The organism is Gluconacetobacter sp., from assembly GCF_047721585.1.
GTDB lineage: Bacteria > Pseudomonadota > Alphaproteobacteria > Acetobacterales > Acetobacteraceae > Gluconacetobacter > Gluconacetobacter dulcium.
This window is the reverse complement of the sequence record NZ_JBDNXE010000084.1, coordinates 1-18,721: the sequence shown is the minus strand read 5'-3', so window position 1 is coordinate 18,721 and position 18,721 is coordinate 1. Positions and strand designations below refer to the sequence as shown.

The 18,721-nt window shown below is 62.2% G+C and carries 18 protein-coding genes and 1 pseudogene; all 19 read left to right on the top strand.

Going from position 1 to position 18,721, the window contains the following annotated elements; all coding sequences use genetic code 11:
- A partial coding sequence (locus ABF821_RS14425; RefSeq protein WP_415530492.1) for a RelA/SpoT family protein occupies positions 1 to 1,778 on the top strand: 1,778 nt, incomplete at its 5' end.
- A complete protein-coding gene (acpS, locus tag ABF821_RS14420) occupies positions 1,775 to 2,185 on the top strand; it encodes a holo-ACP synthase (protein WP_183009361.1) in 411 nt (136 codons plus the stop codon). The genes ABF821_RS14425 and acpS, both read left to right, overlap by 4 nt.
- A 189-nt stretch (positions 2,186 to 2,374) precedes the next feature.
- Entirely contained in the window at positions 2,375 to 3,109 is a 735-nt protein-coding gene (gene lepB / locus ABF821_RS14415; protein WP_246401130.1) for a signal peptidase I, read from the top strand.
- A complete protein-coding gene (gene rnc / locus ABF821_RS14410) occupies positions 3,106 to 3,855 on the top strand; it encodes a ribonuclease III (RefSeq protein ID WP_182972680.1) in 750 nt (249 codons plus the stop codon). The genes lepB and rnc overlap by 4 nt, the downstream gene beginning before the upstream one ends.
- A 47-nt stretch (positions 3,856 to 3,902) precedes the next feature.
- Positions 3,903 to 4,796 carry a GTPase Era gene (gene era / locus ABF821_RS14405; protein WP_183009362.1) on the top strand — a complete coding sequence of 298 codons (894 nt, stop codon included), beginning with the start codon at positions 3,903 to 3,905 and terminating at the stop codon, positions 4,794 to 4,796.
- Between the two features lie 135 nt (positions 4,797 to 4,931).
- Positions 4,932 to 5,672: a UMP kinase gene (pyrH, locus tag ABF821_RS14400; RefSeq protein WP_182972678.1), complete on the top strand. Its 741-nt coding sequence runs from the start codon at positions 4,932 to 4,934 to the stop codon at positions 5,670 to 5,672.
- Positions 5,673 to 5,764: 92 nt separating this feature from the next.
- Positions 5,765 to 6,331, top strand: a complete 567-nt coding sequence (gene frr, locus ABF821_RS14395) for a ribosome recycling factor (protein WP_114727753.1) — start codon at positions 5,765 to 5,767, stop codon at positions 6,329 to 6,331.
- Between the two features lie 142 nt (positions 6,332 to 6,473).
- Positions 6,474 to 7,151 (top strand): polyprenyl diphosphate synthase, encoded by a 678-nt coding sequence (uppS, locus tag ABF821_RS14390; protein ID WP_415530496.1) that lies wholly within the window; start codon positions 6,474 to 6,476, stop codon positions 7,149 to 7,151.
- The gene (locus tag ABF821_RS14385; RefSeq protein ID WP_415530490.1) at positions 7,117 to 8,037 is read left to right on the top strand and encodes a phosphatidate cytidylyltransferase; all 921 of its coding nucleotides are present in this window, start codon (positions 7,117 to 7,119) and stop codon (positions 8,035 to 8,037) included. The genes uppS and ABF821_RS14385 overlap by 35 nt, the downstream gene beginning before the upstream one ends.
- 43 nt (positions 8,038 to 8,080) lie before the next feature.
- On the top strand, positions 8,081 to 9,238 hold the full coding sequence (gene dxr / locus ABF821_RS14380) for a 1-deoxy-D-xylulose-5-phosphate reductoisomerase (protein WP_415530495.1): 1,158 nt from the start codon (positions 8,081 to 8,083) through the stop codon (positions 9,236 to 9,238).
- A 37-nt stretch (positions 9,239 to 9,275) separates the two neighbouring features.
- Positions 9,276 to 10,379 carry an RIP metalloprotease RseP gene (gene rseP, locus ABF821_RS14375; protein ID WP_182972676.1) on the top strand — a complete coding sequence of 368 codons (1,104 nt, stop codon included), beginning with the start codon at positions 9,276 to 9,278 and terminating at the stop codon, positions 10,377 to 10,379.
- Positions 10,380 to 10,532: 153 nt separating this feature from the next.
- Positions 10,533 to 12,953 carry an outer membrane protein assembly factor BamA gene (gene bamA / locus ABF821_RS14370; protein WP_415530489.1) on the top strand — a complete coding sequence of 807 codons (2,421 nt, stop codon included), beginning with the start codon at positions 10,533 to 10,535 and terminating at the stop codon, positions 12,951 to 12,953.
- Positions 12,954 to 12,960: 7 nt separating this feature from the next.
- The gene (locus ABF821_RS14365; RefSeq protein WP_415530488.1) at positions 12,961 to 13,869 is read left to right on the top strand and encodes an OmpH family outer membrane protein; all 909 of its coding nucleotides are present in this window, start codon (positions 12,961 to 12,963) and stop codon (positions 13,867 to 13,869) included.
- Positions 13,870 to 13,884: 15 nt separating this feature from the next.
- Positions 13,885 to 14,958 carry a UDP-3-O-(3-hydroxymyristoyl)glucosamine N-acyltransferase gene (gene lpxD, locus ABF821_RS14360; protein ID WP_415530487.1) on the top strand — a complete coding sequence of 358 codons (1,074 nt, stop codon included), beginning with the start codon at positions 13,885 to 13,887 and terminating at the stop codon, positions 14,956 to 14,958.
- A gap of 94 nt (positions 14,959 to 15,052) precedes the next feature.
- Complete coding sequence (gene fabZ / locus ABF821_RS14355) at positions 15,053 to 15,538, top strand: 3-hydroxyacyl-ACP dehydratase FabZ (protein ID WP_415530494.1); 486 nt, start codon at positions 15,053 to 15,055, stop codon at positions 15,536 to 15,538.
- A gap of 206 nt (positions 15,539 to 15,744) precedes the next feature.
- Positions 15,745 to 16,599, top strand: coding sequence for an acyl-ACP--UDP-N-acetylglucosamine O-acyltransferase (gene lpxA, locus ABF821_RS14350; RefSeq protein ID WP_415530493.1), 855 nt, complete (start codon positions 15,745 to 15,747; stop codon positions 16,597 to 16,599).
- 20 nt (positions 16,600 to 16,619) lie between these two features.
- Entirely contained in the window at positions 16,620 to 17,504 is an 885-nt protein-coding gene (locus ABF821_RS14345) for an LpxI family protein (RefSeq protein ID WP_182972672.1), read from the top strand.
- A gap of 2 nt (positions 17,505 to 17,506) precedes the next feature.
- A complete protein-coding gene (gloA, locus tag ABF821_RS14340) occupies positions 17,507 to 17,896 on the top strand; it encodes a lactoylglutathione lyase (RefSeq protein ID WP_182972671.1) in 390 nt (129 codons plus the stop codon).
- 76 nt (positions 17,897 to 17,972) lie between these two features.
- Positions 17,973 to 18,401, top strand: a pseudogene (locus tag ABF821_RS14335) (IS5 family transposase); the annotation flags it as partial.
- Between the last annotated feature and the right edge of the window lie 320 nt (positions 18,402 to 18,721).

Below are 18,721 nucleotides of genomic sequence, written 5' to 3'. Positions count from 1 at the left end.
TGGCGGACCGGCTGCACAACATGCGCACGCTGCATTACGTGCAGCGGCTGGACCGGCGCCAGCGCATCGCCCGCGAGACCATGGAAATCTATGCGCCCCTGGCCGGGCGCATCGGCATGGACAAGGTCAAGACCGAACTCCAGAACCTGTCCTTCGCGGAACTGGAGCCGGAAGCCAACACCACCATCCGCGCGCGGCTCAACTACCTGCGCGGCCAGGGCGCGGATGTGATCGAAGAGGTCCGGCGCGATCTGGTCCGGCTCTGCCGCGAGGCCGGCCTGGGCGAGGTCGAGGTATCGGGGCGCGAGAAATCGCCCTTCTCGATCTGGGAAAAGATGCAGAAGCGCAATGTCGCCTTCGAGCAGCTTTCCGACATCATGGCCTTCCGCATCCTCGTCCCGACGCGCGAGGCCTGTTACGTGGCCCTGGGCGCGGTCCACGCGGCCTTCCCGGTCATCGTCGGCCGGTTCAAGGATTACATCTCCACCCCCAAGGCCAACGGCTATCAGAGCCTGCATACGGGCGTGACGCTGCGCTATCCGCGCAACCAGAAGATCGAGGTGCAGATCCGCACCGCCGAAATGCACGACATCGCCGAAAACGGCGTGGCGTCGCACTGGATGTACAAGCAACTGCCCGGTGCCGGCGGCGCGGGGCAGGTCGTCACCGGCCTGCGCTGGGTGCAGGATCTGCTGGACATCCTGGAGGATTCGGCGGCCCCGGACGAGTTCCTGGAAAACACCAAGCTCGAACTCTACCAGGATCAGGTCTTCTGCTTCACGCCCAAGGGGCAACTGATCTCGCTGCCGCGCGGCGCCACGCCGGTCGATTTCGCCTACGCGGTGCACAGCCAGGTCGGCGACACCTGCGTGGGCGCGCGCATCAACGGGCGGCTGATGCCGCTGCGTCACGAATTGCAGAACGGCGATCAGGTCGAGATCATGACGGCGCGCGGCGGCACGCCGTCACCGTCGTGGGAGCGATTCGTCGTCACCGGCAAGGCGCGGGCGCGCATCCGCCGCCATGTGGCGGCCCAGCAGCGCGAAGCCCATGTCGATAACGGCCGCGCCGCACTGGCCAAGGCGTTCCGGCAAGAGGGCGTGGACGGGTCGGAAAAGGTGCTGGACAGCCTTCTCGCCGACCTCAAGCAGGCGTCGGTCGAAGATCTGTACGTCGCGGTCGGCAACGGCAATATCGGGCCGCGCGACGTGGTGCACGCCGCCTATCCCGAACTGCGCCAGACGCCGCGCGCGCCGCGCATGGTCCCCGGCATCCCCATGCGCGCGCCCGCGCGCACCGCAAAGGCCAGGTCGGGCGGCGGCATGGCGCTGGCCGGCATCGGGCCGGGCATCGCGGTTCATTTCGCGGGGTGCTGCCATCCCCTGCCGGGCGACCGCATCGTGGGCATCGTCGCCACCGGCAAGGGCATCACCATCCACACCGCCGGCTGCCAGACGCTGGAAAGCTTCGCCGCCACGCCCGAGCGTTTCATGGATGTGGACTGGGATTACGACGTGATCGGTCGCGGTAATGGCGAGCCGCATATCGGGCGGTTGAGCATCGTCGCCGCCAACGAGCCCTCCATCCTCGCCACGCTGACGAATGTCGCCTCCAAGCATGACGGCACCATCGTCAATCTGCGCATCGTCAACCGCCAGCTCGATTTCATGGAGATCCTGGCGGATATCGAAGTGCGCGACCTGCGCCACCTGTCCTCGCTGATCGCGGCGATGCGCGCGGCCAGCAGCGTCGTCCAGGTGGAGCGGGCGAAGGGATGAACCTGCTGGGCATCGGCTCCGACCTGTGCGACATCCGCCGCATCGAGCGCGCGCTGGACCGCCATGGCGAACGCTTCCTGGACCGGGTCTTCACCGAAGCCGAGCGGCGGCGCGCCGACCGGCGCAACGGGCAGGCGCGCCTGGGGGCCTACGCCAAGCGGTGGGCGGCCAAGGAAGCATGCGCCAAGGCCCTGGGGACAGGGTTTTCCCACGGCGTGTTCCACCGCGACCTGGGCGTGGACAATCTGCCGACCGGCCAGCCCGTGATGGTGCTCACCGGCGGCGCGCGCGCAAGGCTGGACGCGCTGCTGCCGCCCGGCGCCACGGCGCGCATTCTGCTGACCATGACCGACGAATATCCCTATGCGTTCGCACAGGTGATGATCGACGCTGGCCCCGTGGGTTAGGATCGGGCTAATAAGATCGCGCGCCGGTTGACAGGGGACGGTCCCCCCGGCTTCATCCGCTGGCCCCACGGGCGGCCCCCGCATCACCTTCCGGATTCAGACACCATACCTATGGATGACCCGCACAAGACCCATACATCACCCCTCTCGTCAGGGGGCGTTCTTCCGGCCTTGCGCGGCGTCTGGGACATGGCCCGCACCATCATCATCGCCGGCGCGCTGGCGATCGGGGTGCGCACCGTCCTGTTCGAGCCGTTCAACATCCCCTCCGGGTCCATGATCCCGACCTTGCAGGTCGGCGACTATCTCTGGGTCGCGAAATACAGCTACGGCTACTCCCATTTCTCGCTGCCGCGCTCGCCCGACCTGTTCAGCGGGCGCATCTTCGCGCGCACGCCTCATCGCGGCGACGTCGCGGTCTTCCGCTTCACCAAGGACACGTCGATCGACTACATCAAGCGCATCATCGGCCTGCCCGGTGACCGCGTGCAGGTGCGCGGCGGCGAACTCTATCTCAACGACGTGCTGGTCCCCCGCGTGTCGAAGGGCGATTACGTGGCGGTGGACGAGCACCGCACCCGCATGGAAGGCCAGCGTTTTCAAGAAGATCTGCCGGGCAGCGCCGGCGCGCCGACGGTCCGGCACGACATCCTGAAGCTGACCAACGAGGGCTTCCAGAACGATACCCCGGTCTATGTCGTGCCGCAGGGCTATTTCTTCGCGATGGGTGACAATCGCGACGACAGCGCCGACAGCCGCTTCATGGGCGACGACCCGGAAGACCTCGGTTTCGTGCCGATGGAGAACCTGATCGGCCAGGCCAAATGGATCTTCCTGTCGCTCGATACGCGCTATCCGGTGTGGGAATTCTGGATGTGGCCGGCCGAAATCCGTTGGAACCGCCTCTTCATGGGCGTGAAATGACTGCCGAAGGCACCGTGGAAGAGGTCGCGCCCGGTGGCGACGTGGCGGCGGTCGAGGCCCGGCTAGGCTATCATTTCCGCCGCACCGACCTGCTGCGCGAAGCCCTGACCCATCGCTCCGCCGCCCACCAGCGCAGCGGCGGATCAGGCCGCCGCGGCCGTCAGCCGGCATCCCGCCGTGGCGCCGGCTCCAACGAACGGCTGGAATTCATCGGTGACCGCGTCCTGGGTCTGCTGATGGCCGAATGGCTGCTGGAGCGCTTTCCCGACGAGCAGGAGGGCGCGCTGGGGCCGCGCCACGCGCATCTGGTGTCGCGCCCGATCCTGGCGGCCATAGCGGCCACGATGGACCTGACGCGGGCGCTGGACGTGGCCGAGCACGAGGCCCGCGCCGGCGTGCGCCAGGTCGCCAATGTGCTGGCTGACGCGGTCGAGGCGATTCTGGGCGCGATGTATCTGGATGGCGGCCTGGAACCCGCGCGCCGTTTCGTGCGCGCGGCCTGGAACGACGCGATCATCGCCCAGGCCCGCCCGCCCAAGGACCCCAAGACCGCCTTGCAGGAATGGGTGCTGGCGCGCGGGCAGCCGCTGCCGTCCTATCAGACGGTACTGGTCGACGGGCCGTCGCATGCCCCCCGGTTCGTGATCGCGGTGACGGCCGGCGGCCAGTCGGGCGAAGGGGAGGCGGGCAGCAAGCGCGCGGCCGAAAGTGCCGCGGCGGCAGACCTGCTGCGGCGGATCGGATGACGGATTATTGTGGCGAGGGGACGACCTCGCCGGAAAGGGTACACGAAATGACCACCCGCTGCGGCTTTGTCGCCATCGTCGGTGCGCCGAATGCCGGGAAATCGACCTTGCTGAACCGGATGGCGGGGGCGAAACTGTCCATCGTCAGTCCGAAGGCACAGACGACCCGCTTCCGCGTGCTGGGCATTCTGATGCGCGGCGCCAGCCAGATCCTGCTGGTGGACACGCCGGGCATCTTCAAGCCCCGTCGCCGGCTGGACCGCGCGATGGTGAAGGCGGCCTGGACCGGTGCCGAGGATGCCGACATCACGCTGCTGCTGATCGACGCACGCCGCGGCCTGTGTGACACGGTGCGCCCCATTATCGAGCAGTTGGCCAAGACGCGCCGCCGCGTCTGGCTGGTGCTGAACAAGACCGACCTGGTGGATCGCCAGGCCCTGCTCCCGCTGACGGCCGAACTGTCCGGCCTGCTGGATGTGGAGCACGTCTACATGGTCAGCGCGCGCAGCGGCGACGGGGTTGACGACCTCCTGGATGCGCTGGGCGCGGCTTTGCCCGAGGGACCGTACCTGTATCCCGAGGACGACCTGACCGACCTGCCCGATCGCCTGCTGGCGGCCGAACTGGTGCGCGAACAGATCTTTCTCCAGACGCACGAAGAAGTGCCCTACGCCGCCACCGCCGAAACCGAGAGCTTCCGCGAGCAGCCCGATGGCTCGGTGCGGATCGAGGTGACGATCTATGTGGCGCGCGCAGGGCACAAGGCGATCCTGATCGGCGAAAAAGGCAGCCGAATCCGCGCGATCGGCGAGAAGGCGCGCAAGGATCTTTCGCGTCTGCTGGGCCGGACGTGCCATCTGTTTCTGAATGTGAAGGAGCGCGCCGGCTGGGACGAGGAGAAGGCTCGCCTGCGCGCGCTCGGACTGGACGACGCCTCCTGAACGGGAGGATTGAGTTTGGAATGACGAGTGTGCTTGTGACCGGTCATCAGGGGGATTAAGAGGATCGGCGTAAGTGTGGTCCAGGCGGGGAGCATTCCCCGTGAGGAGCCATCGTATAAGCAATCGGGGGACCTCGTGACGGATCGTGAAGCACAAGACGTTCAGGGTTACCGCCGTGTCCTGCTGAAAATTTCGGGCGAGGCCCTGATGGGCGACGGCTCGTATGGCATCGACCCTGAAATGGTGGACACCATCGCCGCGGACGTGGCGATCGTCGCCCAGACCGGGGTCGAGGTCTGCCTGGTAATCGGTGGCGGCAACATCTTCCGTGGCGTTGCGGCGGCCGCGCGCGGCATGGACCGGGCGCAGGGCGATTATGCCGGCATGCTGGCGACCGTGATCAATGCCCTGATGGTGCAGAATGCCCTGGAGCGCCACGGCGTTCCGACGCGCGTGATGTCGGCGATCCATATGTCGTCGGTGGCCGAGCCCTATATCCGCCGGCGGGCGGTCCGCCATATGGAGAAGGGCCGGGTCGTCATTTTTGCGGCGGGGACGGGTAATCCGTTCTTTACCACCGATACGGCGGCCGCGCTGCGTGCCGCCGAAATGGATTGCGATGCGCTGCTCAAGGGCACGCAGGTCGATGGCGTCTATTCGGCCGATCCGCGCAAGGTGCCGGACGCCACCCGCTTCGAGACGCTGACCTATCTCGATGTGCTGGCGCGCGACCTGCATGTGATGGATGCCGCCGCCATCAGCCTGGCGCGCGAGAACCGCTTGCCGATTCTTGTGTTCAATATCCACGCACCGGGCGCGTTTCCCCAGGTAATGCGGGGCGAGGGACTGTATACCAAGATCGTCGAGGCGTCCTGACAGTCAGGGCGCCCCGGCGCTCCTGTGGCGAGTTGATGTGTATGACGGGTGGCCGCTCCGGTGGCCGCCCTGCTTGAGTGTGGAGGGCCACTGTGGCTGCTGATCAGAAGACACTGCTGGATGACCTTGTCCGCCGGATGGACGGCGCGCTGGAGAGCCTGCGCCGCGATTTCGCCGGATTGCGGTCGGGACGGGCCAGTCCGGCCCTGATCGAACCGGTGCGCGTGGAAGCTTATGGCGGTGAAGTGCCATTGACGCAGGTCGGGTCGATCGCAGTGCCGGAAGCCCGGATGCTGACGGTGCAGGTGTGGGACCGTTCGCTGGTCGGTGCCGTGGAGCGTGCGATTCGCGATAGCGGCCTGGGGCTGAACCCGGCGGCCGATGGCCAGACGGTGCGGGTGCCGATCCCGCAATTGACCGAAGAACGTCGCAACGACCTGGCGCGCACGGCCGGCAAATATTCCGAAAACGCCAAGATCGCGGTGCGCGGCGTGCGGCGCGACGGCATGGACCAGACGAAGACGTTCGAGAAGAAGAGCGAAATCAGTCAGGACGACGTGAAAGTCTGGTCCGAGGCGATCCAGAAATTGACCGACCAGTATGTAAAGCGGATCGACGACATGCTCGCGGAGAAGGAACGCGAGATCAAGCAGGTCTGACCTCGCCGTGACCATGGGCTCCGTACCTGGCCCGGCGGCCGGGACAACAGACGCGCAGATACCCCCCAATACCCCTCTCGATATAGCGGGTCGGGGCAATGGTGGCGCTGTGTCGGCTCCGCCGGGGCATGTCGCGTTGATCATGGATGGCAACGGCCGCTGGGCCATGGCGCGCGGGCTACCCCGCGCCGCCGGACACAGCGCGGGCGCGGAGGCCGTGCGGCGATGCGTGCAGGCCGCGATCAGGCGCGGGGTCGGTTATCTGACACTATATGCATTTTCGTCTGAAAACTGGCGCCGTACCCCAGACGAGGTGGCGGATCTGACGTCGCTCCTCCGCTATTACCTGCGTCACAAGGTGGCCGAATTGTCGCGCGAGGGGGTGCGGATCCGCATCATCGGCGATCTGTCGCGCTTCGACGACGATGTACGGGCCGAAGCGAAACGGGCGGAGGACGTAACGTCGGCAAACCGCCGGCTCACACTGGTGCTGGCGCTGTCCTATGGCGGGCGGGCGGATATCATGCAGGCGGCGAAGCACGTAGCGCTGGCGGTGCGTGACGGCGCGCTGGACCCGGCGCAACTGGATGAAGCGCTGTTCGGCCGTTTCCTGCTCACGGCCGATCTGCCCGATCCCGACCTGATCATTCGGACCAGCGGTGAGTGCCGGCTGTCCAATTTTCTGCTCTGGCAGTCGGCCTATGCCGAACTTGTGTTTCTCGACACCCTGTGGCCGGATTTCAATGAACAGCATTTCGACGCGGCGTTGGACATGTTCGCCCGGCGTGAAAGACGCTTCGGTGCTCGACCCACGCTCTGAGCCTCCCGCCATTCCACGCGGAGGCAGGAACTGGAAAGACCTGCGTGCGCGCCTGATCTCCGCCGCGGTGCTGGTTCCCGTGGCTGCATTGTGTATTTGGGCGGGTGGAGCGGCTTATGCGCTGCTTGTCCTGCTGGCCAGCGCAGGCATGGCGGTGGAATGGGGGCGCCTGTTCGGGCTCAATCTCCGGTCCTGGCGTGGTGCGCTCTATGTCCTCTGGCCGGTTGCCGTCATGGCTGCGGCGCTGGGCGGACATTGGCTGGAATCATTTCTGGTGATCGGCGGTGCATTCGTTTTCGGGCCAGCGCTGTGGAGCGGCCAGATGGTGATTGGCTGCGCCGGCCTGGCGTTGCTGTGGCTGCGCCTGATGACAGTGCCGGGTGCCGGTGTCGTGCTGTTCGTCATCACCTGTGTCGCCGTCAGCGACAGCGGAGCCTATCTGATCGGCCGCCTGATCGGTGGCCCCAAGCTGGCCCCGGCGATCTCACCGGCCAAGACCTGGTCGGGATCGCTGGGGGGACTGGGCTGCGCCATGGTGGCCGGCAGCGTAATCTGCGCGCTTGTCTCCGGTTCGGGGGCCTGGGGGCATGGAATAATGTTCGGTGGCCTGATGGCCGTGGCAGCCCAAATTGGGGATTTGGCGGAAAGTGCGCTGAAACGCGCGCGCGGGGTAAAGGATTCCGGTGCGATCATTCCGGGGCATGGCGGATTGCTGGATCGGTTCGACGGCTTGCTGGTTGCGGCGCCGCTGGCAGCCCTGTTGTCTCTGGGGGCGGCGGGGGCCGGGGCATTTTGGTATGTGACGCCCACCGGTCTGGTTTCCGCCGTGTTTGGGACGTACACGGATATGCCGCATATGGCGCGTGGCGGGCATACGGTCGAATGAGAGTGATGGCGTGTCGACGCCTAACGGCAGGGAAGAAAAAGGCATGAAGTCAGTCACCGTTCTGGGCAGCACCGGCAGCATCGGATGCTCCACGGTCGATCTGCTGCTGCAGGCACCGGAGCGTTTTCGTGCCGTGGCGCTGGTCGGCGGCCGTAACGTCCAGCGCTTGGCCGAGCAGGCGCGGGCGCTGCGGGCCGAGCAGGCCGTCATCGCCGATGAAGCTTGTCTGCCGGAACTGCGCGCGCTGTTGGCAGGCACCGGTATTATGGCTTCGGGCGGCCGTCAGGCGGTGATCGAGGCGGCTGCGCGTCAGGTAGATTGGACCATGGCCGCCATTACCGGGGCGATCGGGCTTGAACCAACCCTGGCGGCGGTCCGGAATGGTGGTTTCGTCGCGCTGGCGAACAAGGAAGCCCTTGTCTGCGCGGGTGACGTCATGCTGCGCGCCGTCGAACAGGCTGGGGCTACGTTGCTGCCGGTCGATTCCGAGCATAATGCGATTTTCCAGTCGATGGCCGACCGTCAGGTTGCCGAGGTGGAAAAAATCGTGCTGACCGCCTCGGGCGGTCCATTTCGCCGGGCCACGCTCGCCGAGATGGAAAAGGCAACGCTGGAAGCTGCGCTGAAGCATCCGACATGGACAATGGGCGCCAAGATCACCATCGATTCGGCCACCATGTTCAACAAGGGTCTGGAAGTGATCGAGGCCGCGCGCCTGTTCGCGCTGACCGAGGACCGAATCGGCGTTGTGGTTCATCCGCAATCAGTCGTGCATGGGCTCGTTCAGTATAGCGACGGCAGCATCGTGGCGCAGATGGGCTCGGCCGACATGCGTATTCCCATCGCGCACACCCTGGCCTGGCCGGCACGCATGGCGACGAACTCGCCTCGGCTGGACCTTGCCGCGCTCGGACGAATGGATTTCGAGGAACCGGACGAGGTACGTTTCCCCGCCCTGCGTTTGGCGCGTGAATCCTTGCGTGTCGGCGGCGCCGTCCCCACTATCCTGTCAGCGGCGAATGAGATCGCGGTCGAGGCGTTCTTGGGCGGCTCCATAGGGTTCCTCGACATTGCGCGGGTGGTAGAGGGCGTGATGCTGGCTCTCGGGCGCCAGAGTGCTGATTCGCTTGAAGAGGTGCTGCATTGGGACGAGGAAGCTCGTCGCGCTGCCCGTCTGCGTACGACATCCCTCGCTGCTTGACCTCAGCGATATCGTTATGAGGAGCTGATCCATCATTATGCCCGAGTTGCTTCGGACCCTTCTTGCCTTCGCCCTGGTGCTGGGTGTGTTGGTCTTTATTCACGAGTTGGGCCACTATCTGGCCGCCCGTTGGCGGGGGGTGCATGTCGAGGTCTTCTCGATCGGCTTCGGGCGCCCCCTGCTGCGCTGGCACGATCGTGTGGGTACGGAATGGCGACTATGTCCGATTCCGCTGGGGGGATACGTCAAGCCACATGGGTTCGAAGGACCTGACGAGGCGACGCCCGAACAGATGGCGGCCTGGCTGCCCGGACGAACCTTTCATGACAAACCTGTGCTCTCGCGGGCGATCGTAATTGCTGCCGGGCCGATATTCAATTTTCTGCTCGCTATCGTGCTGTTTGCCGGTCTCTTCATGTTCGCGGGTCGGCCGGAGATCCGCAATGTCGTGGGACAGGTCGTGGCAGGCAGTGCAGCCGAGGCCGCCGGGGTGAAACCGGATGACGTGATTGTCAGGATCGGGGATCATACGGTTTCTGATGTCGCGGATATTCAGGCTCGTGTTACCGCAGAACCTGGGGCGCATACCGAACTGGGCGTTCGACGCGGCGGTCAGGTTGTGACGCTTCCCGTGATCGTGGGGACCGTGACGGACAAAAGCGGCACCAGGACCGGGCAGCTTGGGGTGATGTTTACTGCGACAGTCGGCAAGCCGATGTCGCCCATGGCAGCGGTGGGCGCGGCCGTGCAGGAGACTTGGCGCCTGATAATCCAGACGCTGGGCGGGTTGTGGCAGATGCTGACCGGGCAGCACAGCGCGAAGGACTTGGGCGGTCCCCTGCGCATCGCTCAGATGTCGGGCCAAGTGGCACAATACGGGGTAGCCAGTCTCGTGTCGTTCATGGCGTTGCTGTCCGTCAATCTGGGGTTGATCAACCTGTTTCCGATTCCCGTGCTGGATGGCGGGAGGTTGGTGTTCTACGGGTTGGAGGCGCTGCTCGGGCGTCCGGTTTCGCGCCGTGTGCGCGACATCAGTTTTCAGGCGGGGTTTGCTGTGATCGCGGGACTATTTCTCTTTTCCACGTTTAATGACCTGTCGCATTTTGGCCTGTTTCGCTGGGTTGCGTCCTTGAACGGTTGACGCGCCCGCATATCCGAGCACGCGGGTGCTTGCGCGATGGGGGGGATTTCGGATACGTCCGCCAAGCGGATATGATCGACCGTGAGCACTACGACTCTGGTTGTATGGTGCGGTTAAGGGTTCGCGGAGCGTCTGGTTTGGGGGAAGCTGAATTTGCCGACTAAACGTTCAACGCTTCTGGCGTCGGTCTGCCTCGTGCCGCTGTTTCTCGCCGGAACCGCCGAGGCGCGGCGTGGAGTCCCGGCAGATCACGCTCCGGCGGGGCATACGGCTCGATCCGGCGGCATTATCGAAGCAATACAGGTCACCGGCAATGACCGGATCGAGACCAGCACCGTTCTATCCTATATGGTGGTGCAGCCCGGGGATCCGTTCAATCAGGACCAACTCGATCGTTCGCTGAAGACATTGTATGCAACCGGTTTGTTCCGGGACGTGACGCTTCATCGGGCGGGTAATGTGCTTCAAGTACGTCTTGCCGAGAATCCGATTGTCAATCGCATCGCCTTTGAAGGCAACCATGCCGCGAAGGACGAGGATCTGCGCAAGGTGATCGCGTTACGTCCGCGCGCGGTGTTCTCCACTCAAATCACGGCGGCCGATCGTAAGAAGATCCTGGAGGTCTACGCCAGCAAGGCACGGTATGCCGCAACGGTAACGCCACAGATCATCCGGCTGGCGCATAATCGGGTCGATGTGGTCTTTCAGATCAACGAAGCCCAGCAAACCCTGATCCACAAAATTTCATTCGTTGGCAACAAGGCGTTCAGTGAAGCCCGTCTGGCCCAAGTCATATCCTCGAAGGAAACGGCATGGTATCGGTTTTTTGCTTCGTCCGATGAATATAACCCCGAGCGTATTCGTTACGATTCCGAGCTGTTGCGCCGATTTTACCTTCGTAATGGGTTCGTCGATTTTCAGGTGCGCAACCAGACGGGCGAACTCTCGCCTGATCGCAAATCCTTCTATGTGACCTTCACGGTGGATGAAGGGCCGCGCTATCGGTTAGGTAAGGTCAATATTCGCTCGTCGCTGAAGCATGTGAGCGCAGCATCGATGCGTAAATATATCGAGTTGTTTGCGAACCAGTGGTACGATGGTAGCGCAGTGCAGCACAATGCGACTGACATGCAGGAGATTCTACAGGGGCAGGGCTATCCGTTTGCGATGGTGCGCCCAGAAATCGCCCGCAACCCTGAAAAGCGCGTTGTGGACCTGCTGTTCGATGTAAGCGAAGGGCCACGCGCCTATGTCGAGCGGATCGATATCAATGGTAACACGATTACGCAGGATTCGGTGATCCGACGCCAGATCCCGATGTCTGAAGGCGACCCGTACACTCCCACCGAGCGGAAATACACCAAGGCGATTTTGCAGGATTTGGGTTTCTTCAGTAGCGTTTCGGTGGATCAGACACCGGGCTCTGCTCCAGACCGGACGAACGTGGCGGTTAATGTCGTCGAGAAGCCAACAGGCGAATTTTCGCTGGGTGGTGGCTATTCGACCGACGTAGGTATTCTGGGTAATATTGGGCTGAAGCAGCATAATCTGCTGGGATCTGGCGTCGATGCTGGTATTTCCGGGACGATGGCCTATTACCAGCGGCAGGCGGACGTGTCGGTCAGTGATCCTTACTTCCTGAACCGCAACTTGGTCGCTGGCGTCGATCTGTTCGTTATTGAAAATAATTACCAGACCTACCAGAACTATTCAGAAGGGCGCTACGGTATCACGCTGAGGATGGGGTATGCCTATACCAATCGTCTGTCGCAGTCTTGGAGCTACACGCTGACGGATCGTCACGTTGATAACGCGTACAGCGATGCATCCTGGTATGTTCTCGACCAGACCGGCTGGTCGCTGCTATCGCAGCTCAGTACGACTATCACGTACGACACGCGCGATAACCGCATGCAGCCACATAGTGGCTACGTCGTAAGACTTGGCGGTGATTTCGCCGGTTTGGGCGGTAACGAACGCTATGTGCGCGGCAAGGTGGATCTAGGCTACTACATTCCGATGGACGATCTCACGGGTAACCATGACTGGACATTGGCGCTGACGGCTGGTGCAGGAGAGATTGCCAATTGGGGTGGTGGTCGTAGTGACATCATCGATAACTTCTATCTAGGCGGTAATACGCTACGCGGCTTTCTGGACGGAGGTGCAGGGCCACGTAGCATGGGCATCCCAGCCTATACGTGGAACGGCCAGACCTATCCGATGCATTCGCAAGAGGATTTCATCGGCGGCCGCTTTCTTTATACCGCCTCGGCCACCCTTAATTTCCCGATGCCTTTCGGGGCGGATATGGGGATTCGCGGCCGTTATTTCGTGGATATGGGTGGATTGGACGGTCTGCGTGTGCGGAATCGCTATACGGCCTATCCGCAGGACATGCCCCGCTATACGCCGGTTTATGGTGACACGTTGACGCCCCGCGTGACGACTGGCGTAGGCTTTGCGTGGAAAAGCCCATTCGGCCTGATCAATATCGACCTTGGTATTCCGGTCCTTAAGCAGAAACATGACCGGACCCAATTGTTCCGCTTCGGCTTCGGCCAGCAATTCTGAGGTGACAATGCTTCGTTCAAGTGGCGTATCCGCTCTGGTCGCGGCTGTCGTGCTGTCATGCGCCGGCACGGCCTGTGTTCCGGCATGGGCGCAGGGGACAGCGCCCTCCGGTGGAAATGCCGGTTGGTTCGTTCCCAAGACTGCCCAGCCCGGCCCGGCTGCGTCGGCTCCCCGTAGCCAGGCTCATCCTGCGCCAGTTCCGATGCCAGCATCCCCAGCCGATGGCGACGAGGCCCAATCCCAGACACCGCCTGTGTTGCCGCTGCCGCCTGTGCCGCCGTCGCCCGACATTCCACGTGGCGTTGCACCGCCTGTGCCTGTAATTGGCGTGATCAGCGTGCCTGACGTAATGCGCCTTTCCAGCGCCGCGCAACAGGCCGAACGCGTGCTGGGGGCACGGCGTGATGAACTGGCGCGTGACGCGCAGAAGGAACAAGCCGGCTGGCGAGATGAGCAGCAGAAGTTGCAGGCCCAAGCGAAAAATATGGCTTCCGATCAGATTCAGCAGCGCGAGCGTCATCTGCAGGAGCGTGTAATCAGCGCCCAGCGCGATTTCCGCAATCGTAATCGCGTCGTTCAGGAAGCGGCTCAGGTCTCGCTGGGGCAGATCGAGCGTGAACTGGTTCAGATCATCCGTCAGGTTGCGAGTAGTCGGGGAATGAACCTGATTCTGCATCGTGAGCAGGTGGCTCTCAGCCAAGACGGGCTGGACATCACCCAGCAAGTTGCCGATCAACTGAACAAGGTATTGCCGACGGTGTTTATCCCGGCGGCGAATGTTGATCCCGAAGTGTTGGCAAAGTCTGGTACGATGCCCACCACCGCCGATGTCGAACGTCAGCAGCAGGAGGCTCCGGCTCCGGTTGCGTCACCTGAAGCTCCTGCCGCGGCTGCGCCCGCGGTGGCACATCACTGAGGGGCGCAACTGGGAATGAAAGGGCAGGTCGACGCCGCCCTGCCGGGTGATGAGCGATTCTTCGAGCGGAACGGTCCGTTTCCGCTCCAGAAGCTCGCGGAATGTGCGGGTGCCCGGATCATTGGGAATGAAGGCATTGATTCCGATAGGCTGTATGTCGGCATAGCGCCGCTGCAATCGGCCGGTCCGCAGGATGTCAGCTTCCTGGATAATCGCCGCTATGCGCCGTTGCTGGAGCAGACACGCGCGGGTGTAGTGCTTCTGGGCCAGGCTTTTGTCGACCGGTTGCCCAAGAGTACCGTCGGGCTGGTCTGTCAGGCGCCCTATCTGGCGTGGGCACGGGTGGCTAGTCTGTTTCATCCGGTGCCAGCCGTGGTTCCAGGCATTCATCCGACGGCGTTGGTGGGAACGGAGGCTGCCGTCGATCCATCGGCGCAGATCGGTCCTTTCGTTGTGATCGGAGCACGAGCATCCATCGGGGCAGGAACCCGTATCGACTCGCACGCGGTGATCGGTGAAGGGGTAAGGATTGGTGAGCGATGCAGAGTAGGCGCCCATGCCTGCGTATCACACGCGTTTCTGGGTGATCGGGTGACGTTGCTGGCAGGGGTAAGGGTCGGTCAGGAAGGATTTGGTTTTGCGGTGGGTCCTAATGGCTTCGAGACCGTTCCACAATTGGGGCGCGTGATCTTGGAGGATGGGGTCGAAGTCGGGGCGAACTCCACGATAGACCGAGGCTCGTCACAGGACACTGTTGTCGGTGCAGGCTCGCGCCTCGACAATCTGGTGCAGATTGGTCATAATGCGCGCTTGGGTCGCTGCTGTATCGTGGTTTCTCAGGCGGGGATATCAGGATCTACGGAACTCGGCGATTTCGTTACCGTTGCTGCCCAGGCTGGCTTGATTGGCCATATTCGTATTGGCACCAAAGCCCGGATCGGTGCGCAATGTGGAGTGATGTCGGACGTGGAGGCAGGGGCTGACGTTATCGGCAGTCCCGCGATGCCATTCCGGGAGTTTTTTCGGAATGTGGCAGTGTTGCGGCGCTTGGCGAAAAAGACGCCGCGCGAGGGAGGAGGAGAGGCCTGAGACAGCAGGCCCCCGGAATTCAACCGGGATAGGTGGGTGTTTGTATGAAAAGGTGCTTGGACCTGCCGTCCTGAGCAAAATATGGTCGGACGACGTGAATAAAGAAGTAGAGGTTCCCGCAGTGGGCGATAGCCCGACGAGTATTGAGTCGATCGACGTGATGCGGATTATGGAGGCGATTCCTCATCGCTATCCGTTCCTGTTGATCGATCGGATGGTCGATATAATTCTGGGTTCTTCCGCTGTAGGTATTAAGAATGTTACCGCAAGTGAACCGCATTTTCAGGGGCATTTTCCTTCCCGCCCTGTAATGCCCGGTGTGTTGATTATCGAGGCGATGGCACAGACGGCGGCGACTCTCGTCGTATTGACCTTAGGGGCGGCCTTTGAAGGTAAATTGGTCTATTTCATGACCATCGACGGAGCCAAGTTCCGCCGGCCGGTGGAACCTGGCGATCAGTTGCGGATCCATGTCGAGAAGGAACGCAGCCGGGCTAATGTCTGGAAATTCAAGGGCATTGCACGCGTGGATGGCGTATCAGTGGCCGAGGCGACATTCAGCGCGATGATTATGGGCTGAAGCTGCCGCTGGTCGGCTTGAAACGTTCCGTTGCGGGGCAATGGTTTCCTCCTAGCGTGGAATGCGATATCCGGTTCGTTGGTATGCGGTGTTTGACGAGAGATTACCGCGCTAAAGATGAACGCAGGCTGAACCGAGGCATCGACACGCAGGCGGTTCTAGGCCGAGCCCCGCTGTGGGAGAGCATATTGACCGATTTGGCACAAATGGACTCAGTAAGCCGAGCTGTAGAGATACATCCTTCCTCGATCGTCGCGGACGGGGCCGTGATTGGGCATGGGGTCCGGATTGGTCCATGGTGTTCGATTGGTCCCGATGTTGTGATCGAAGATGGTGTGCATTTGATCGCCAATGTGATCGTCGATGGACATACGCGGATTGGCCCTGAGGTGCTCTGTTATCCATTCACTACGATCGGCATGGCACCTCAGGACCTGAAATACCGAGGTGAGGCGACACGCTGTATCATCGGAGCACGAACCGTGATCCGCGAGCATGTGACTATCCATCGTGGCACCGCGACCGGCACCGGCGTGACACGCGTGGGTGACGATTGTCTGATCATGGCCAACTCCCACGTTGCGCATGACTGCTCGCTGGGGAACAGCGTGATCATCGTGAACAATGTCGTCATGGGAGGGCATGTCACAATCGGGGACCACGCGCGAATCATGGGTGCAGCGGCATTGCATCAGTTCGTGCGTATCGGTCGTGCGGCGCTGGTCGGCGGCGTATGCGGTGTAGAGGCCGATGTGATTCCCTATGGCAGCGTGCTTGGAAATCGAGCCCGGCTGGTCGGGCTGCATTGGATTTGGTTAAAGCGTAATGGCGTGCAGGCCGAAGAGGTGCATCGCTTGCGGCGTGCGTTCCGTGCGCTTTATCCCCGCGCAATGGAAGAGCAATCGATGGCGTTCAGCCAGCGTATGGCTTCGGTGCGAACGGAATATGGTGATGAGCCGAAGGTGGCTGAGATTTTAGCCTTCATCGAAGCTCCCAGCCATCGCGGATTGGTGCGAGTGGCTGGCGGTGGTGCGGTATCGATTGAATCTGACGGGGTATAGGGCGAGGATAGGGTATCGGCATGATCGTCGGTGACGGCCCTAGACTAGCCGGAAGCTGCGTGGGCATTTTGGCTGGAGGAGGGCCACTGCCGGGGCAGGTAGCGCGCACCGTGGAAAGGCTTGGGCGTCGCGTCTTCATCGTTGGGTTCCAGGATTTTGCCGAACCTGGCGTGGTCGAACCTTGGCCGCACCGTTATATCAGGCTGGCTGCGGCCGGTGAGATCCTGTCTTGTCTGCGAGCGGAAGGGTGCCGAGATCTGGTCCTGATCGGGCCGGTACGCCGGCCATCTTTTTCCGATCTGCGCCCAGATGCGGCGGGTGTGCGGATCATGGGACGAATCGGACGGGCGCTGTTCTCGGGTGATGATGGATTGCTTGCGGCGATCGTACGTGTGCTGGCCGAAGAAGGCTTTGTTATTCATGGCGCCCATGAGTTCCTTTCGGGTTCAGTTGGTCGCTCTGGTGTATTGGGGCGCATCCAGCCCGATTCGGGAGCCTTGGCGGACATCCGTCGCGGTCAGGATGTGGTCGAGGCGATCGGGCGGTTGGATATCGGACAGGGGTGTGTGGTGCAGGACGGTTTGGTGCTGGCCGTCGAGGCGATGGAAGGTACTGACCGGATGCTGTTGCGGGCCGGAGAATGCAGGCAACCGGGGCGGCCGGGTGGTGTTCTGGTCAAGATGCTCAAACCTGGGCAGGATCTCCGCGCCGATCTGCCGACGATTGGATCGGATACCGTCCGGCGTGCTGCAGAGGTGGGGCTACGTGGTATCGCCTTTCAAGCAGGTGCGACTCTGATGATCGATTCGGCGGCCTGCGTCGCCGCTGCCGATGAGACTGGCCTGTTCCTGATGGGGATCAATGAGGGGGCGGTGGGTGTGCCAACTGGTAGAACAGGAGAATGACGATGGCTACCTATCTGCACACGATGGTCCGTGTCCATAATCTCGATACCAGCATTGCTTTCTATAAATTGCTCGGTATGCATGAGTTGCGCCGACGTGACGTGCCCGAGGGTAAATATACTCTGGTCTTTATCGGTTATGCCGATAACGACGCAGGTCAGGCAGAAATCGAACTGACCTATAACTGGGGTAAAGATGACGGATATCAAGCCGGCACTGGATTCGGGCATTTTGCGGTCGGCGTGCCCGATGTTGCGGAGATGGTTGAGGTGGTGCGGGCCGGCGGCGGTAAAGTCATCCGTGAGGCCGGACCCGTGAAATTCGGCACTACTGTCATTGCTTTTGTCGAAGACCCGGACGGGTACAAGATCGAACTGATCCAGAGAGTCTGAGTGTCTGACTTAAAATGAGTTGAGTGATTTCAGCAGGTTATGATTCATGGGTTTGCGATGACCTGATGAGATCAAGATGGCCTGGACTGAAATCACCCGCGCGCAGTATCGGCGGGACGACCTTGAGTATGCAAGTGACCTGCGCGATGCGGAGTGGGCGCTGATTGAGCCGCTGATGCCCGAGAGGAAACGTCTGGGGAGGCCGCGCCGCACGGATTTGCGCCGCGTCATGGAGGCGATCCTCTATATCGTCACGACCGGCTGCCAATGGCGGCAACTGCCCCGGCATTTTCCCGCCTTTACGACCGTGCAAGGTTATTTCTATTGGTGGATACGCGAGGGACGATGGGAGGCCATGAACCATATTCTCGTGATCCTGTCGCGTGAGCAGGATGGACGAGACGCCACGCCTTCGGTGGGCATCATCGACAGCCAGTCGGTGAAAACCGCAGAAAATGGCGGCCCGCGTGGCTATGACGCGGGCAAGAGTGCGCCTCGAAGGCGCGCATCATCTATGGAGGAAGGTTCCATCCGGAGAATTGTCGATTGATCCGGAAGCTGACGAGCGGCGCGGCTGGGCAACTGGTCTCGTCGAAGCCTCGTGACAAAGGCCGCCTTGGGCGGCTGAGCGATCCAACGGGCCGTAACGTGAGTGAAGTTCGAGCAGGCCTCGAAAGTGAACCGCCCCGGGTTTACCGGAGAGTTTTTGGTTCAATAGTCAGGCTGCTTTTTTATCATCGTTCAGGATTGTATAGAAGATCTCCTCTGCTTCCAGCGGTGCGACAATCAGGATGAGAAATACGTCAAACAGGATGAGAATCCCGC

Excerpts from the sequence above, each read along its gene's own strand:
- ABF821_RS14345 (WP_182972672.1), top strand. The coding sequence starts at position 16,620 with ATGATCGTCGGTGACGGCCCTAGACTAGCCGGAAGCTGCGTGGGCATT.
- rseP (WP_182972676.1), top strand. The coding sequence starts at position 9,276 with ATGCCCGAGTTGCTTCGGACCCTTCTTGCCTTCGCCCTGGTGCTGGGT.
- ABF821_RS14365 (WP_415530488.1), top strand. The coding sequence starts at position 12,961 with ATGCTTCGTTCAAGTGGCGTATCCGCTCTGGTCGCGGCTGTCGTGCTG.
- gloA (WP_182972671.1), top strand. The coding sequence starts at position 17,507 with ATGGCTACCTATCTGCACACGATGGTCCGTGTCCATAATCTCGATACC.
- acpS (WP_183009361.1), top strand. The coding sequence starts at position 1,775 with ATGAACCTGCTGGGCATCGGCTCCGACCTGTGCGACATCCGCCGCATC.
- rnc (WP_182972680.1), top strand. The coding sequence starts at position 3,106 with ATGACTGCCGAAGGCACCGTGGAAGAGGTCGCGCCCGGTGGCGACGTG.
- uppS (WP_415530496.1), top strand. The coding sequence starts at position 6,474 with ATGGATGGCAACGGCCGCTGGGCCATGGCGCGCGGGCTACCCCGCGCC.
- lepB (WP_246401130.1), top strand. The coding sequence starts at position 2,375 with ATGGCCCGCACCATCATCATCGCCGGCGCGCTGGCGATCGGGGTGCGC.
- lpxD (WP_415530487.1), top strand. The coding sequence starts at position 13,885 with ATGAAAGGGCAGGTCGACGCCGCCCTGCCGGGTGATGAGCGATTCTTC.
- era (WP_183009362.1), top strand. The coding sequence starts at position 3,903 with ATGACCACCCGCTGCGGCTTTGTCGCCATCGTCGGTGCGCCGAATGCC.
- dxr (WP_415530495.1), top strand. The coding sequence starts at position 8,081 with ATGAAGTCAGTCACCGTTCTGGGCAGCACCGGCAGCATCGGATGCTCC.
- lpxA (WP_415530493.1), top strand. The coding sequence starts at position 15,745 with ATGGACTCAGTAAGCCGAGCTGTAGAGATACATCCTTCCTCGATCGTC.